The 16,273-nt window shown below is 70.4% G+C and carries 11 protein-coding genes; 6 read left to right on the top strand and 5 right to left on the bottom strand.

Going from position 1 to position 16,273, the window contains the following annotated elements:
* Positions 1–68: 68 nt before the first annotated feature.
* Complete coding sequence (locus CYFUS_RS14895; RefSeq protein ID WP_232537560.1) at positions 69–1,736, top strand: family 43 glycosylhydrolase; 1,668 nt, start codon at positions 69–71, stop codon at positions 1,734–1,736.
* Positions 1,737–1,743: 7 nt separating this feature from the next.
* Here the strand turns inward: CYFUS_RS14895 and CYFUS_RS14900 are convergent, their stop codons facing one another.
* Together CYFUS_RS14900 and CYFUS_RS14905 are read right to left on the bottom strand one after the other, a co-directional pair.
* Positions 1,744–3,072, bottom strand: coding sequence for a ferritin-like domain-containing protein (locus tag CYFUS_RS14900; RefSeq protein ID WP_095985833.1), 1,329 nt, complete (start codon positions 3,070–3,072; stop codon positions 1,744–1,746).
* Positions 3,073–3,297: 225 nt separating this feature from the next.
* On the bottom strand, positions 3,298–4,101 hold the full coding sequence (locus CYFUS_RS14905; RefSeq protein ID WP_232537561.1) for a phosphatase PAP2 family protein: 804 nt from the start codon (positions 4,099–4,101) through the stop codon (positions 3,298–3,300).
* A 157-nt stretch (positions 4,102–4,258) separates the two neighbouring features.
* Here CYFUS_RS14905 and CYFUS_RS14910 point away from each other — a divergent pair, with 157 nt between their 5' ends.
* From CYFUS_RS14910 to CYFUS_RS14925, 4 genes are all read left to right on the top strand, one after another.
* On the top strand, positions 4,259–7,525 hold the full coding sequence (locus tag CYFUS_RS14910; protein ID WP_095985835.1) for a PD-(D/E)XK nuclease family protein: 3,267 nt from the start codon (positions 4,259–4,261) through the stop codon (positions 7,523–7,525).
* Positions 7,518–11,228 carry a UvrD-helicase domain-containing protein gene (locus CYFUS_RS14915; RefSeq protein ID WP_095985836.1) on the top strand — a complete coding sequence of 1,237 codons (3,711 nt, stop codon included), beginning with the start codon at positions 7,518–7,520 and terminating at the stop codon, positions 11,226–11,228. The genes CYFUS_RS14910 and CYFUS_RS14915 overlap by 8 nt, the downstream gene beginning before the upstream one ends.
* A gap of 12 nt (positions 11,229–11,240) precedes the next feature.
* The gene (locus tag CYFUS_RS14920) at positions 11,241–12,551 is read left to right on the top strand and encodes an adenylosuccinate synthase (RefSeq protein ID WP_095985837.1); all 1,311 of its coding nucleotides are present in this window, start codon (positions 11,241–11,243) and stop codon (positions 12,549–12,551) included.
* Positions 12,552–12,741: 190 nt separating this feature from the next.
* Positions 12,742–13,104 (top strand): PH domain-containing protein, encoded by a 363-nt coding sequence (locus tag CYFUS_RS14925; protein ID WP_198316582.1) that lies wholly within the window; start codon positions 12,742–12,744, stop codon positions 13,102–13,104.
* 3 nt (positions 13,105–13,107) lie between these two features.
* On the opposite strand, the gene CYFUS_RS14930 is transcribed toward CYFUS_RS14925, so the two are convergent.
* Together CYFUS_RS14930 and CYFUS_RS14935 are read right to left on the bottom strand one after the other, a co-directional pair.
* Entirely contained in the window at positions 13,108–13,944 is an 837-nt protein-coding gene (locus CYFUS_RS14930) for an FHA domain-containing protein (protein WP_095985839.1), read from the bottom strand.
* A 38-nt stretch (positions 13,945–13,982) separates the two neighbouring features.
* Entirely contained in the window at positions 13,983–14,432 is a 450-nt protein-coding gene (locus CYFUS_RS14935) for a hypothetical protein (RefSeq protein ID WP_095985840.1), read from the bottom strand.
* A gap of 244 nt (positions 14,433–14,676) precedes the next feature.
* Between CYFUS_RS14935 and CYFUS_RS14940 the strand changes: the two genes are divergently transcribed.
* Positions 14,677–15,873, top strand: a complete 1,197-nt coding sequence (locus CYFUS_RS14940) for a carbohydrate-binding family 9-like protein (RefSeq protein WP_095985841.1) — start codon at positions 14,677–14,679, stop codon at positions 15,871–15,873.
* A 144-nt stretch (positions 15,874–16,017) separates the two neighbouring features.
* Here CYFUS_RS14940 and CYFUS_RS14945 read toward each other — a convergent pair whose 3' ends face one another.
* Positions 16,018–16,272: a hypothetical protein gene (locus tag CYFUS_RS14945; protein WP_095985842.1), complete on the bottom strand. Its 255-nt coding sequence runs from the start codon at positions 16,270–16,272 to the stop codon at positions 16,018–16,020.
* Position 16,273: the final 1 nt, after the last annotated feature.

The raw sequence follows: 16,273 nt of genomic DNA on the forward strand, positions 1-16,273 counted from the left end.
TGTCATGTCTCGCCTTCACGGCGCTCGCCGGCTGCGGGAGCGCGGAGGAGGGGCGCCAAGATTTGCCGATGCAAGGAGAAGTGTCGGCATTGGCGGATGGCGTCTGCTCCGGCGTCACCTGCGGTGGCCACGGCGTCTGCCAGGATCGATCGGGAAGCGCGGTGTGCGTCTGTGATGAGGGCTTCACGGGGACGTCCTGTTCCACGCGCGGCGGGAACTTCTACGCGCGCTCATTGCTCGTCTCGGGCATGGCCGATCCCGACGTCTACAAGGAGCACGACGATCTCTTCTTCCTCACCGGCACGGGGAATGGGGCGTCGGTGCCCATCTACGAGACCAATGATCTCTCGAGCTTCCGCCTCAAGCTGAGCTACAGCCCGTCCGCGGCCGATCCGGTCTACGACTACTGCATGATCTGGGCGCCGGACCTCAACAAGGCCAACGGCGTCTATGTCCTGAACTTCTCCGCCCAGCGCGTTCCCAATGGGGCGGCCTGTCCGGCCTCGGGTCAGGACGTGACGACCTTCACGGCCACGGCGCCCGACCTGAACCTGCGCTTCGGAGTGCCCCAGCCCATCAACCCGAACACGACGTATCCGCGCACTCAAGTCCCGGCCTCCTGCGTGGCGGAGGGGTGCAACCGGACCATCCGCATCGACTCGGCCACCTACAATGATCCCTCGGGCCGCTGGTTCTTCTATGTCTGGTTCGACCGGGGCAACAACATCTCCTCGTTCAACACCTCCGCCCCCGGCGTCGTCTACAACCACGCGGGCCCCGCGCTCTACTCGTTGCCCGCCGAGGAGGAGACCATCAACGAGGCCCCGGAGATCTTCAAGCGCAACGGCCTCTACTACCTGCTCTTGAGCACCGGTTGGTTCAACAGCCAGTACTCCATGCGCTACATCGTGGGGGACTCGCTCCCCCAGCTTACCCGGGCGCGCGCCCTGCGCCGGCTCTCCATGCCGATGCGCAATGCCGCCGGAGCGCTCATCCAGACCCACGGCCACAACACCGTGGTCGATCGGCGGGGCGAGTACTTCAACATCTTCCACGTCGGTGCCTTCCAGCCCGCGGGGACCTTCACCTCGCGCAGCACCTACAAGCAGCGCCTGGCCTTCAAGCCGGACGGCTCCCTGGCCTCGCTCAACCAGGTCAACGTCCGGTGGACGCGCATGGCCGGGTACAGCTACTCGATCGATCTCGTGCTGCGCGATGGGACGGTGGTCGGCCCCTGCCTCGACGTGAACCAGCTCGGGACCTCGAACAAGGTGACCTTCAATGGCGTGTGCCCGAGCGCCGGCAGCCGCATGGTGAACAAGGGCGACATCGCCGCCTTCCGGCTCTACTACTCGAACAACGGCGTCTGGGGCGCCAACGTCCAGACGGCCTATGACGGCGGCGCCGACGACGTCTTCGTGGAGCTGCCCGGCGGGACGACCCCGTTCGTGGACCTGAGCTGGAGCGAGGAGGAGACCGGCGCCCAGTACTCCATCGACGTGCAGCGGCGGGACACGGGGGCCTGGATTGGCCCCTGCATCGACGTGAACTCCGTCAACCGTGCCCTCGCCTGGAACTACGCCGGGCGCTGCACCTCGCCGGGCATCGACGTGGCCCCGTCCAACATCAGCGCCTTCCGCGTCTGCTCGGCGGTGGGTGGCGATTGGTCCCGTGCGCGGTGCGGTACCACGGCCTATGACGGCAAGCGCATGGACGCGTCCGTCGTGATTCCCTGAGCGGGCATCAGGCCCAGAGGTTCTGCTCGAGAGAGGCGAGCAGGGACGCGGCGACCTCGGGAGTGGGCATGCCCGCCTCGGTGACGAGGTCGGCGTCGGGCGGCGTGGCCACCTCCGCGCGCAGGGCCGCCACGGCCGCTTGGCGGGCCTCGCGCAGGGCGGCGCGCTCGGACTCGGACAGCCGGGTGTGGGCCCAGCGGTCGATGGCCCAGGACAGCTCGGCATGCCGGGTCTCGTCCTCGGCGATGCGCGCCATGGCGCCGCGCACCTGCTCATCGCGCGCGTGCAGCGCCTGGTGGTGCGCCACGAGCGCCCCATACGTCTCGCGCGTGCAGCCCTCCACGGCGTTGTCCAGCGCCACCTCGAAGAGGGAGCGCGGCGGCAGTGACTCCACCTGGGGCCTGGGGGGCGTGGCGCCGAAGCGGTGGGCCAGCCGCGTGCTGAGCTGCGTGTGCATCACTTCCTCCAGCGCGCTCGCCAGCGCCGCGTCCTGGAGGGACTCGTCCGCGCCGTGCAGGGCGAGCTCCTCGCGCAGGCGCAGGAAGGCCTGGATGGACGCGGCCTCCAGGTGGGCGGCCGCCGCGAAGTGACGCCCCAGGGCCTCGGCGCAGGCCACGCCGTCCGTGGCGCGCAGCCCGTGGGGCCGCCGTCCGATGGCGCAGCCGGGGTTGCCCCGCTCGATGATCGCGCTGCTCTCCTCTTTCACGTCCCCGGAGGGGGACACGCTCAAGATGTGGCGTGTCACGTTGCTGCCGGCTCCGCAGGAGTGGCCCTTGGTGGAGATGACCTGGAAGCCGCCGTCGTCATTGGCCCGCACCGCGCCTCGCTCCAGGTTGTTGCAGCTCAGGTTGTAGCCCTGGGCGAAGGCGAGCAGGGCGGCCTCCTGGGCCGTGTCGATGGTGCCCAGGAAGCTGCGCAGGCCGTCCAGCGTGTCGATGGCCTTCACGTCGTCACCCCGCGTCATCGCGAGGAAGTAGTTGGTGCAGGCGTCCATGCCGCAGCTCCGCAGGAAGCCGTTCTCGGAGGTGAGGGCGTCCAGCGCGGATTGACACGCCGCGGTCTGGGAGGCGGTCGCGCAGGCGGTGCCCGAGGAGTTCAGCATGTTCGGGCCGCGGGAGGGTTCTCCCGGGGAGAAGTAGGTGTAGACGCTGCGCAACTGCACGAAATCGGGTGGCGCCGCGGGATTCAGTCCGGTCACCGCGAGGTAGCCATCCTCGCAGGCGGGCGCGGAGTAGTCCGTCAGGTCGACGATTCCGCAGCCCGCGAGGACCAGCGGGGAGGCGAGCGAGGCGCGGAGGGTACGAGCGAAGAGGTGGCGCAGCCGGAAGGGTTCCATGAAGGACTCCTGGGTTGAAGGGGCGAGGGCTTCCTGAGCAATGGAGATGCCAGGAGGCGCACGACCCGTGTTCCGAGGGGAAGGGCGCTGCGCGCACCCTGGTGGGCTGGGCTCGGAATTCCGAGGGGCCCTGAACGCGGTGTCCGGTCTTCGCCTCCTGGACATTTCAGGGGGGCGGGCCGCCACGACATCGCTGTCCGACTCCTCAAAAAAGGTCGATACGGTTTAGAACTGCCCAGACAACATCACGCCACCGGGGTTGCCCGTCATCCGCATCGACACGCCCGACTGTGGTGCCGAGCCACCACTGCCACTGGCGGCGCGGCCGTGCAGCAGCAGGGGCACGCCCACGCCGAAGACGGTGCCCGCCGCGGCGCCCACCAGCACGTCCGTGAAGTAGTGCTTGTCCGCCCCCATGCGCATCAGCCCCACCGACGCCGCCGCGGGCACGCCCACCGCCCAGATGAGCCAGTTGTTGCGGTAGCCGCGCATCCCGGACACCGTGCCCGCCGCCGCCACGAGCGAGAACGCCAGGCTCGTGTGGCCGCTGTAGAAGGAGAGGTTGTTGTCGCTCGGGCTGTGCGTGAGGCCCTTCTGCTCCTCGTCCAGCACGTGCACGAAGGGTCGCTCGCGGCCCACGGCGAACTTCACCACCTGGTTGGCCAGCGCCGCCACCGCCGCCGTCTCCACGATCGTCATCGCGTCCTCCGCGTAGTACCGCGCCGACGCTCCGCTCCCGGACGCCAGCAGGTACTGCGCGCCCAGCACCCCCACCGGCAGCACGCCGAAGCCGGCCACGTTGCTCCAGGTGTCCCACGTCTTGCGTCCCGCCTCGGTCTTCCCCGCCACGCCCCGGCCCCAGCGGTCCACCCCATTGAGGGTGTCCTGGCCGTCCGGTGAGCGGTCGCACCACCGGCAGGTGTTCGGGGCGAGTTGACTCTTGAGGAACGCCTCGCTGGTGATCCACAACGCGCCACTCACGCCCGTGATGAGCCCGTCTCGTGTCCAGTTGACGTCGAGCGCCCGCACCGTGGGTGCGTCCGCCGCCTGGCGCGTCCCTGGAAGGGCGGCATCCGGAACCGGGGAAGAGGCAACCAGGGAAGCGAGTGCTAGAAAACAGAGGGCAGAGGGCATGGCGGCGAGCATAAATGCGCCCCCCTCACCGTTCTAGACTCCACTCCCCCGTATGTCCGACCCCCGCCGCACCCTCCAGGTCTTCCCCGATGCCGCACGCCGTCAAGCCGCCCTGCGCGCGGTCCGGCGGGACTCGGGAGTCGTGCGCGGAGACCTCTTCCTCGACTGGGCGGGGTTCCTCGACGCGCTTGGTGGAGTGCGCGAGCTGGGCCGACGCCCATGCCCGCCCCTCGCGGCGCGCACCGTGGTGGCCTCGCTCGCGCAAGGCCTGGGCCCCACGCCCCTGGGCGACTTCGTCCATGAGCCCGCCTTCGCCCGCGCCGCGCTCGAGGTGTTGTTGGATCTCAAGGCCGGGCGGCTGTCCCCTCGTGAGCTGCAGGACGCGCTGGAGGTGCTTCCCCCGGAGCGGCGCGACCGCGTCCGGACGATCGCCCTGCTGCACCATGCCTACGAGCGGAAGATGGCGGAGCTGGGCCTCGCCGATCGTGAGGACGGCGTGCGAGGGGCCCGCGAGGCGCTGGAGCGCGGCGCCTGGCCCGAGTCCTGGGCCGACGTGGGCGAGATCGTGCTGCGCGGTGTCTACGATGTCCGGCCCTCGACGCTGGAGCTGCTGCTGGCCCTGGCCGCGGCGTGTGAAGCGCGCCGGGTGGGCCTGCGCGTGGAGACGCCGGTGGGTGGCTCTCCCGTGGCGGACGCGGCCCTGGCGGCCCTCTTCCGCGCCTTCGAGAACCGCGGCGAGGTGCTCTCCCACGTGGACCTCTTCAAGGCGGACGTCACCTTCGAGTCCCGTCCGATGGGCGAGCTGGGCCGTCATCTCTTCTCGCCCCGGGCCCCCAAGGACGCGCTCGTGGGCGCGGTGGAGGGCTTGAGCCTGTGGAGCGCGGCGACGGCGCGAGACGAGGCCCGGCTCATCGCCCGGGACGTGCGCCGCCTCGTGTCGGAGGGCGTGCCTCCGGGAGACATCGCCGTGGCCTGGCGCGACTTGAGCCACGAGGCGCATTGGTTGGCCGAGGCCCTGGGTGAGCTGGACGTTCCCGTGCGTCTGCCCTGGGGCGAGCCGCTCGTGCTGACCGGACCCGTGCGGCTGGCGTTGGATCTGCCCCTGCTGGTGGAGGATGGCTTCCCCGCCGAGCGCGTGGCCGATGTGCTCTCCAGCCGCTACGTGCCCCGGCTCTCCGCGGGCGCGCCCGAGGCCCCCGCCACGCTCCTGTCGCTCGCGGCCGTGCGAGATGATCGGCTGGGCGCCTCGCGCAACAAGGGCGCATATGACATCCGCCTGGACGCCCTGGCCAGGCGGTTGACGCCGCTTCCGGAGCAGGTGCGCCCCAAGGACGAGCGCCGCGCCCACGAGGTCCGGGTGCTGCGCGAGCGGTGTCTGTTGTTGATCGAGTCCTGCCGTCTCATCCCGGAGCAGGGTCGGGCCTCGGAGCTGCTCACGGCGTGGTGGCAGGTGGTGCGGCGTCTGGGGTTGTTGGACTCGGAGGGCACGCCGGAGACGCCCTCCGACGAGGGACTGGGCGCGCTCGCGGTGGAGGCCCGGGCGCGGGACGACGCGGCGCGCAGGGCGCTCGTGGCGCGTGTGCGCGAGCTGGAGCGGATGCTCGCGGCGGTGGGTGGAGGCCCCCGGTTGCGCCGGCGCACCTTTGGCCGTTGGCTCATGGACGCGATGCGCGACGTGCACCTGCCGCCCCGGGGCTCGGCGGTGGGGGCCGTGGAGGTGCTGGAGGTGCGCGAGCTGGAGGGCCGCACCTTCGCGCATGTCTTCCTCGGCGGGCTGGCGGAGGGCCGCTTTCCGGGTCACGAGGTGCCCAACCCGTTGCTCGGAGACTCCGAGCGCCATGCGCTCAACAAGCACCTGGGCCGCGACGTCTTCCGCCTCACCGGTGGCGAGTTCGAGGACCGCGCGCCCTGGCGGCTCACCGAGGACCGGCTCCTGTTCGCCAGCGTGCTGGTGGCCGCCGAGCACACGGTGAGTCTGTCTTTCGCGGTGGCGGGTCCGGGTGGGCAGGAGCAGGCGCCGTCCTCGTTCCTGGAGGAGGTGCGGCGCCTGACGGGAGCCACGTGGCCGCTGCGCTCGCTGCCGGCCATCGCGCCGCTCGACGAGGCGCTCACCCCGGCGGAGCTGCGCCAGCGCGTGGTGCTGGAGTCGCTCGCGATGGAGCGGTTGCGCGTCTCGGAGCCGGATCCCGCCCGCGCGGTGCTGCGCGAGCGCTTCTCGCACACGCCCTGGTTCCAGGCGGCCCGGGAGATGATGCAGGTGGAGATCGAGCGCCTGCACTTCTTCGGGGAAGGGGCCCAGGGCGCGGGTCGCTACACCGGCGCCGTGGGGGCTCCGGACCTGGGCGAGTCGATCCGGGCGGCGTTCCGCTTCGATGCCGAGCGGCCCCTGTCCGCCTCGTCGATCGCGCGCTTCAGCAACTGTGGCTTCCAGGGCTTCCTGGCGTATGGGCTCAAGGTGCCCGAGCCCGAGCGGCCCGGGGAGGAGTTCGACAGCCGGGGGCAGGGTGTCTTCTGGCACCGGGTGCTGGAGGAGTTCTTCAAGCGGCTCAAGGAGCGCGAGCTGCTCGGGCGGGGGTTCAACGAGCTGCCGGAGGCGCTGTTGGACGCGGTGCTCGACGAGGTGCGGGAGCACTTCGAGAAACACCACTACGTGGGCCACCCCGCGCTGTGGCGCCTGGCGCGCGAGCGGGCGAAGAACATGGTGCGCCGCGTGCTCCTGGACGAGCGGCGGGGTCTGCCCTTCGAGCGGCTGGAGCCCTCGGGCTTCGAGCTGCGCTTCGGACCGAACAATCCGGCGGAGGGGTGGAACGCGGTCACCCTCCAGCTCGGCGAGGACGTCATCCACTTCGAGGGAACCATCGATCGCCTGGACATGGCCGGAGGCGAGGTGGGCGTCATCGACTACAAGTCCGGCCACCTGTCGCGCTCGGAGCTGCGCAACAAGCTGCTGGAGTCCTCGGACTTCCAGCTCCCGTTGTACCTGTACGCGGCGCGGGCCAGTGGGCACCAGGGTACGCGGCAGGCCGCCTGGTTCTCGTTGAAGACGGGCAAGGCCATCCTCCTGTCGGAGGTGCTCGCGGACAAGAAGCAGGAGCTGTCGTTGGATCTGGACGAGCTGCTGTCCACCGAGCCCGACGTGCGTCAACGGCTGGCGGCGGAGCAGAAGCCCAACCTGGCCAACGCGGTGGAGACGCTGGTGCGCACCGTGAGGGCGGGACAGTTCGCCATGCGGCCCAGGGACTGCGGGCACTGTGGCTATCAGGCCGTCTGCCGTATCACCGAGCGGCGGATCGTGGGCGAGGAGGGTGCCCATGAGTGACGCGCTCGCGCTGGCATTGGAGAAGAACCTCGCGCTGCTCGCGGGAGCGGGCGCGGGCAAGACGTACAGCCTGGTGACGATGACGTTGCACCTGCTGGCCGGGGCTCGCGAGGGGTTCAAGCCCTTGCGGCCCGCGCGCCTGGGCATGGTGACGTTCACCGACAAGGCCGCCGCGGAGATGCGTGCCCGCGTCCGCGCGCGCCTGGATGTGCTCGTCCAGGAGGAGCCCAAGGTCTCGCAGGAGCCCGAGCTGCGCGCCTCGCTCGATCGCCTGGGGCTGCCCTTTCCCTCGCGCGACACGTGGCGGTCGCTGCGAGAAGAGCTGGGCTCGGCCTCGATTGGCACCTTCCACTCGATGTGCGGGCAGATCCTGCGCCGCGCGCCCCCGGGCTCGGGCGTGGATGCTTCCTTCGACGTGCTCGATGAAATGGAGGCGCGCTCGCTCGTGCTGGACGTGTGCGAGCGCGTGGTGCTGGACGCACTGGAGTCCAGTGACACGTTCGTGCGCGAGCTGTGCGCGGAGATGACCTTCTCGGGCTCCGACTTCACCGAGGGCCTGGTGTCCTCGCTGGCGGAGCTCTACGGGAAGTTGCGCGAGGAGGGCCTGCCCGCGGCCCGGGCGCGCGTGTCCGACCCCGGCGAGGCCCGGGAGTCCTTCGACGCCCTCGTCGGGAAGTGCCTCGAGCTGTGCGGCACCGTGCGCGAGCTTGACGCCAAGGGAGAGTGGCGGGGGCTGCGCGAGAAACTCGAGCGCTCGCTCACGGGGCTCACCCCGGAGAATGTCTTCGCGCCCGAGCGGCTGTCCGCGCTCAAGGTGGCCTTCAACGAGGATGGCCGCGACGTGCGCCGGCTCAAGAAGGAGCCCGGCAACTCGATGAAGGAGCTGTACTGGTCCTTCTTCGGCAAGAGCGACGGCACGGTGTTGACGCTGGAGGACGTCGCCGCGGCGTGTCGCACGGTGCCCTTCGAGCGCACGTTCCGCGCGCTGCTCGAGCAGGTGGAGACGCGTCACGCGGAGGAGCTCTCCCGGCGCAACGCCCTGGACTTCACCTCCCTGCTGGTGAAGACGAGGGATCTGCTGAGGGACCTGCCCGACTTCCGCCGGCAGATGCAGGAGCGGTTCGGGGCGCTGATGGTGGACGAGTTCCAGGACACCAACCGCCTGCAGTTGGAGCTGGTGCTGCTCCTGGCCGAGAAGCGCGAGGAGGGCCCCCGGGCCGTGACACCCGAGGACGATCTGGTGGCCGCGCTGCCACTGGAGCCCGCCTTCCTGTGCGTGGTGGGAGACCGCAAGCAATCCATCTACGAGTTCCGTGGCGCGGACGTGTCCGTGTTCGAGGTGCTGGCGCGGAAGATCGAGCAGGAGGGTGGCGTGCGCGACTTCCTCCAGCACAACCGGCGCTCGGTGCCGCCGCTGCTCGACTTCTTCAACCAGGCCTTCGCGGGCGTGCTGGTGCCGGGCGAGGGTGGGGCGCGTCCCTATGAGGTGGTGTATTCGCCCGAGGGGGATGATCTGCTCGCGGTGCGTCCGGCCCCCGTGCCCGCGCCGGTGGTGGAGCGGCTGCTCGTGGAGGACGAGGGCCTCACCACCTCGGGCGAGCTGCGTCTGGCGGAGGCGGAGGCGCTGGCCAGGCGGCTGAAGCTCCTGCTGGTTTCGGGTGCTCCGCCACTCATCGCGGTGAGCAAGGAGGGCACGGAGGTGCGTCCCCTGCGCGGGGGCGATGTGGCCATGCTCTTCCGGACCTTCAATCACCTGGAGGTGTACCGGCAGGCGCTCATCCGCCACGGCATTCCCCACCGCGTGCTGCGCGGCCGTGGCTTCTATGGCGCGCAGGAGGTGCTGGATCTGGCCTCGCTGCTGTCGCTGCTCGCGGACTCCGAGGACACGCTGGCCTTCGCGGCGGTGTTGCGCTCCCCACTGGTGGGGCTGTCGGACGCCTCGCTCTTCCGCCTGGCCGGACCCGAGGGCTTGTCCCTGCCCGAAGTGGAGAAGAAGACAGCCTCCCTCCTGGCGCTCCTTCCGGATGGGGAGCGCGAGCGGCTCGAGCGCTTCCTCGCGGCGCTGCCCGCGCTGCGGCGCGAGCGGGATCGGCTCGGCGTGCGGGCCCTGCTCCTGGCCACGCTGGAGCTGACGGGCTTTCGCGAGGCGCTGGCGGCCACGCCCTACGCGGAGCAGGCGAGCGCCAACGTGGAGAAGCTGCTCGCGCTGGCGGGCCGGCGCGACGAGCGGGGGACGGGCGGCTGCGTGACGTTCTCGCGTGAGCTGCAACGCCTCGTGCACGAGGAGCCCACCGAGGCCCAGGCGGAGCTGCTGGAGGCGGGGGATCCTCGCGCGGTGCAACTGCTCACCATCCACCGGGCCAAGGGGTTGGAGTGGCCGGTGGTGGTGGTGCCCGCCCTCGGTGGCTCGCGGCGCTCCAACAGCGGAGGCCGGGTGCTCTTCGAGCGTGGACGAGGCCTCGCCCTGCGGCCCTGGCTGCCGCCGGAGCTGCTCGACCGCGTGGACGCGAAGTTCCGCTCGCCCCGCTTCGACGCGGTGAAGACGGAGATCAAACGCCGGGAGACGGCCGAGTACCGGCGTCTGCTGTACGTCGCGCTCACGCGCGCCCAGGATCGGCTCCTGCTGTCGGGCGGCGAGGAGCGCAACGCCGCGGACTCGTGGTGGTGCCTGCTCGGCGCGCGGCTCGATGAAGATTCCCGGCTGCGGGGCCTGGTCGAGGATCTGGACGCGAGGACGCTGCCGGAGCCGCCGGAGGTGGACCTCTCCGAGGACGTGGACGAGGTCGAGCAGGAGGCCCGGGTCGAGACGGCCTGGCAGCGGGTGCACGCGCGTCGGGACGCCGCCGTGCCGGAGTCCGTGACGGTGGAGGCGGGAGCGGTGCAGGACTTCATCGCCTGTCCGCGCCGCTACCACTACGTGCACCGGCTCGGCCTGCGCGCCGAGGGAGTCGCCTGGGAGGCTCCGCCCCGTCAGTCCGCGCTCTACGTCGAGCGGGACTCCTGGGGCGCACCGGCCCCGAGCGTTCCGGACCGGGTCCTGACCCTCATGCGAAGGGTGGACTTCCGCCTGGCGGGTACGCCCGCTCCGGAGCGGCGGGCCCGCCTGGAAGCCCTGGCCCGGGAGGTGGGCTGGGCGGTGGAAGAGGAGGGCGTGGAGGAGGCGCTCGCCACCCTGGATCGCTTCCTGGAGACCGCGTGTGCCCAGGAGCTGGCGGCGGTCCCCGGAGCGCGGGTGCACCGCGCATTGCCATTCGTCCTGGACCTGCCGGGAGGGGCGCCCACGGCCCTGGAGGGAGAGCTGGACCTGCTCTGGGAGACCCCGGAGCATGAGGCCCGGGGCGTGGTCTTCCTACCGGGCGGTCGGTCTCCGCGTGGGCTCGCCGCGCATGAGGACTTCCTGGCGGCCGTGGCCCTGGCGGCCCGGCGGCTCGTGCGTGAGGACGTCCCCCTGCGGGTGGGGGCGGTCTTCCTGGGCGGGGACGTGTTGGAGCCGGAGTTCTCTCCGGAAGAAGCACATCTACGGCTTTCCGCCGAGCGCTTGAGGGACGAGGCCCGGGCCCTGGTCGAGGCGGATGTCCGAGGGCGCTGGCCCGGACGCGACGCGTCGGTGTGCGTGGGGCTTGCCTGTGGCTATGTCGCACACTGCCATCCGGACGACCCGGCCCGATCCAACTCGGTGACGGATCGTGCGGAAGCGTGCTAAGCGGCCGCAACTATGCCGAACGTCGTCGTCATTGGTGCGCAGTGGGGAGATGAGGGCAAGGGCAAGGTCGTGGACCTGCTCACGGAGCATGCCCAGGTGGTCGTGCGCTTCCAGGGAGGCAACAACGCGGGCCATACCCTGGTGGTGGGTGGCCAGAAGACGGTGTTGCATCTCATTCCCTCGGGAATCCTCCATCAGGGGAAGACCTGCGTCATCGGTAACGGCGTGGTGTTGGATCCCGCCGTCCTGGTGAAGGAGATCGACACCCTCAAGGAGCGCGGCTTCCTCAAGGATGACGCGCAGCTGATCATCTCGGACAACGCCCACGTCATCTTCCCCTGGCACAAGCTGCTGGACTCGTCCCGGGAGAAGACGCGGGGCGTGGGCGCCATCGGCACGACGGGGCGTGGCATCGGCCCGGCCTACGAGGACAAGGTGGCGCGCCGTGGCATCCGCGTGAGGGATCTGCTCAACCCGGAGCGGCTGCGCAAGCGCATCGACGAGCGGCTGCCCGGCATCCGCGAGGAGCTGCGCGAGCTGTGCGCCGCCTCCAGCGAGACGCCTCCCGAGCTGGACGCCAACAAGGTGCAGGCGGACTTCACCGCGCTGGGCGAGCGGCTGCGGCCCTACGTGGGCGACGTGTCGCTCTACCTCTCGGGCCAGGTGCAGCGTGGGGCGCGCATCCTCTTCGAGGGCGCCCAGGGCACGCTGCTGGACGTGGACCACGGCACCTATCCCTTCGTCACCAGCTCCAACTGCGTGGCGGGCAACGCCGCGGTGGGCTCGGGCCTGGGCCCCACGGCCATCGACCGGGTGATGGGCATCAGCAAGGCGTACACCACGCGCGTGGGCGGCGGTCCGTTCCCCACGGAGCTCACGGACGAGATGGGAGACCGGCTGCGCAAGGTGGGTGACGAGTTCGGCGCCACCACGGGCCGTCCGCGCCGCTGCGGCTGGCTCGACGGCGTGGTGCTGCGCTACGCGGTGCGCGTCAACGGCCTGTATGGCCTGGCGCTCACGAAGCTGGACGTGCTCTCCGGCATGAAGTCGCTGCAGATCTGCAACGCCTACGAGCTGGACGGCAAGCGCATCACCGAGCTGCCCGGGGACTACGAGGACCTGGCGCGCGTCAAGCCCCTCTACGAGACGCTGCCGGGCTGGGACGACAAGCTCGCCGGGGTGCGCACCTTCGACGAGCTGCCCGAGAACGCCAAGCGCTACGTGCGCCGCGTGGAGGAGATCTGCGGCGTGCCCGTCACCTGCATCTCCGTGGGCGCCGATCGCGGCGAGACCGTGCTGCTGCAAAACCCCTTCCGGAGCTGAAACCCCGCTTTCAAGGTAAAACAGCGGACAATCGGGCAGTCCCGGAAGTCATTCGGTGGACTCCCCGACCGGAGGGCAGGGGAGCCGGTGGCATGTGTCAGGGAAGCACCTTAATTTCAGGTGCATGGATCGGGGCGACTCGAAGGCAGGAAGGCAAGTATTCCGCCCACACGCCGTGCTCGCGGCTGTCATGGGCGCCGCGACGCTGCTCTGGCTGGGGGTGTTGCTCTACCTCCTGCGCTTCGAAGGCGTCCCGGTGCAGACGTTCTTGTCCGCGCTCTTCTTCGTCCTCTTCTTCGCGGTGTCGGTGACCTACTACGGGCGCACCCGCATCGTCGTGGACGCGGGTGGCATCACGTACCGGGGCATGGTGCGCACCCGCCGGTTCTCCTTCTCGGACATCCGCAAGGTGGATGTGCTGCCCGGTCCGGTCACCGTGTACGCGGTGCGCGGCAGCCGGGGCCTCGTGCACTTCACCAGCCTCTTCTCGCACCACCAGCGCCTGGCGCGGCTGCTCATCGAGCGGGCCGGTCTCTCGCCGCTGCACGCCTGAGCTTCAGCCCGTCAGGACGTAGGTAGCCAGCAGCCCCACCAGGGCCAGCCCCGCGCCCAGGACGAGCAGTCCCACGTCCCAGCGTCCCCGCGCGCGCGCGGGGACCCGCTCCTGCTCTCCATCTGGGCTCTCGGGTTCAGGGGCGGGCGCGGCTTGCTGCTCGGGAGGCGGTCGCGCGATGGGCTCGGCCGCCGGGGCCTGGAAGCGCAGCAAGGTCCGTCCCAGCTCGATGATGTCGCCGTCCTGGAGCGCCTGGGGGGCCTCCACGCGCTTGCCATTGAGATAGACGCCGTTGGGGCTGTCCTGGTCCTCCAGGAGGAAGGCGCCCTCCTGCTGGCGGATGCACGCATGGCGGCGGGACACGGCGATGTCCCTCAAGCGCACGGCCACCTCCAGGCTCCGCCCCAGCTCCGTCCGGGCCTCCGCGAGGGCGAAGCAGCGGCCCACGTCCGCGCCGGTGAGGCACTGGAGGGACGCGGCGCGCGAGACCAGGGACTCCTCCGTGTCCCCCAGCAGGTGTTTGAGTACGGCCACCGTGCCCACCTGCCGCTCGGTGTCCGTGCCGGGCGCCAGCAGCTTCAGGCTCATGCCCTCGGGCAGGCCCACCGCCTCGCCGGGTAGCACCAGCCGCGCCACCTCCGGCGGCACCATCACCCCCGCGACGGTGAAGGTGCGACGGGCCTCCACCATCAACCGGTGCCCCTCGATGCGCAGTGTCAGCAGGCCGGGTGGCAGTCCTTCGAGGCGGACATGGTCGTCCTCGCCGCCTCCCAGCAGGTGCACGCCCTCGGGAAGCTCGAAGGAGGTCGGGGTGCCCAGGTGCTCGAATTCGAAGTGCATGGCGTGGGGTGAGCAAGGGAGAGCGCCTGCCCCAGGGCCTACTTCGCGATCCGCGTGAGCGAGTTGCTCCGGACGAAGGTGCCCGGGAAGGACTGCCCACTGGCCGAGTACGTCAGGGTCCCGGAGGACTCGAGTTGGATGCTCGAACCCGTGAGCACCGCGGTCCCGCTGGTGAATGTCATCGAGAGTGTGGTGCCCTGCAACTCACCGGTACACGTCACCCCCGCTCTGAGCGTCGCCACGTTTCCCTCGACCTCCGCGGGCAGGGCGCAAGTGCCGCTCGAGTCAACGATGACGATGTCCGAATCGACCCCTTCCGAGATTCGGAACGACATCTTTCCGGAACCGGTCGAGCTTCCTCTTCCAGTGACGGACACGGTGAACGAGTCCGAGCCGGAGTAACTGCCATGGAACTGCTGACCCGCGGGGCCACAGCCCAGGGCGAACGTGGCGAGCGGCAGGGACAGCCAGAGCATCGAGCACTTCATGTGACGACTCCTCGTGAGGGGGTCGCGGCTCCTGGGGAAGGGCACGCGACGGGGTGGATGCCGGGGCCGCCTGTGCAGGACTCCTGCCAGGCTCCACCCGAGGCGCGGGAACTCCCCGAGCCCATGCGATTCAAGGACATGGCCGTGTGCCGACGGACCCGCCGTGCTCCTCCCATCCACTGCGTGGGATGCCCCATCATCCACGCCATGGACGGATGTGCTGGGACTAGGATGGGCACCCCCGATGAGTTCCGCCCTCCGCCTGCTGCCACTGCTGCTGCTCTCGTTCCTCTCCGCCTGCCGTGACGAACAGGCCGGCCCCAAGCCTCGTGCGAAGGCCCTGCCGCCCCCTGCCCGGCTGCGCGTCCTGGACGCGGCTCCGGCGGACCTGACCTACCGCGCGGGCACCACGTTCGCGGGGGGCGCGGTGCGCTACCTCGGCTCGCGCGTGTCTCCCGCGGTGGCCGCGCCCGGCCAGCCCGTTCAGCTCGCGCACTACTTCGAGGCCCTGCGCGCCCCGCCCCAGGGGTGGGAGTTCTTCGTGCACGTGGTGGAGCCCGGCTCCGGGCAGATGCTGATCAACGCGGACCATGGCTTCGCGGGCGGAGTGGGGCCCCTGGGCTCCTGGCCCGTGGGCAAGGTGGTGGAGGACGTGCACACGGTGGCCATGCCGTCCATTCCGGGACGGGTGGTGCTCGGCTTCTGGCGGGGCGAGGAGCGTCTGGCCGTGGATGATCCGCGAGCGCATGCGGGAGACAACCGGATGTTCGGTCCGGAGCTGGGAGGCGCTCTTCCGCCGCTGCCCGAGTACACCATGCACCGCGCCGCCCGGCCGCCGGTGCTCGACGGAGAACTCGAGGACGAGGCGTGGAAGGCGGCCACTCCGGTGGTGCTGCGGGGCAGCTTCGATGGCCGTGCCGTGCCCCTGCGCACCGAGGCCCGGCTGACCTACGACGACCAGAACCTGTATGTCGCCTTCGACGTGGAGGATCCGGATGTCTGGGGCACGTTCCGCGAGCAGGACGAGCCGCTCTACACCCAGGAGGTGGTGGAGGTGTTCCTCGACGCCAACGCGGACGGGCGGACGTACAACGAGCTGCAGGTGTCTCCGCACAACGTGCACTTCGATGCCTACTTCCCCGCGCGCCGTCAGGGCATGGACTTGAGCTGGGACTCGGGCATGACGAGCGCGGTGAAGGTCCGGGGCACGCTCGACGAGGCGTCCGACCGGGACGAGGGCTGGCGGGTGGAGATGAAGATCCCCCTGTCCCGCCTGGCCGAGGTGCCCCACCTGCCCCCGAACAAGGGGGACCGGTGGCGCTTCAACCTGTACCGGCTGGAGCACCCGGAGCGGCGGGGAGAACAAGGGCAGTCCTTTTCCCCGCTCTTCGTGGGGGACTTCCACGCGCTGCCGCGCTTCGGCTGGCTGATCTTCGACTAGTCATCGCGGTCGAGCTTCATCCCCTCGACAGCCGATCCACGTCCTTCAGGAGCGTGGGGACGCGGTAGGGCCCATGCATCGCGCGCACTCGCTCGGCCGCCACGGCCGGCTCCATGGGCACGCGGCGACCGAGCGCCTCGTACGCTACGCGTGCGGGGAGATCTCCCAATGCGCGTCCGCCATGGAGCGCTCGGTCGGGTCTCCGAGGAAGCGCAGGAAGCCGTTGAGCTCCAGGGTGTCGATGAGCTCCTCGGCCTCCAGTTGGGAGAAGCCCTTCGTGTTCACCAGCAGGTCGCGCATGAACGCCTTGCCGCGCAGGTAGCCCACGGGTTCACCCGGGGGGAGCAAGTGCTTGAGGTCGGCGGTGAGCTGACGCAGATCCGTGTCTTCGGAGATCATC

This window comes from Cystobacter fuscus (assembly GCF_002305875.1).
Taxonomy (GTDB): Bacteria; Myxococcota; Myxococcia; order Myxococcales; family Myxococcaceae; genus Cystobacter; species Cystobacter fuscus_A.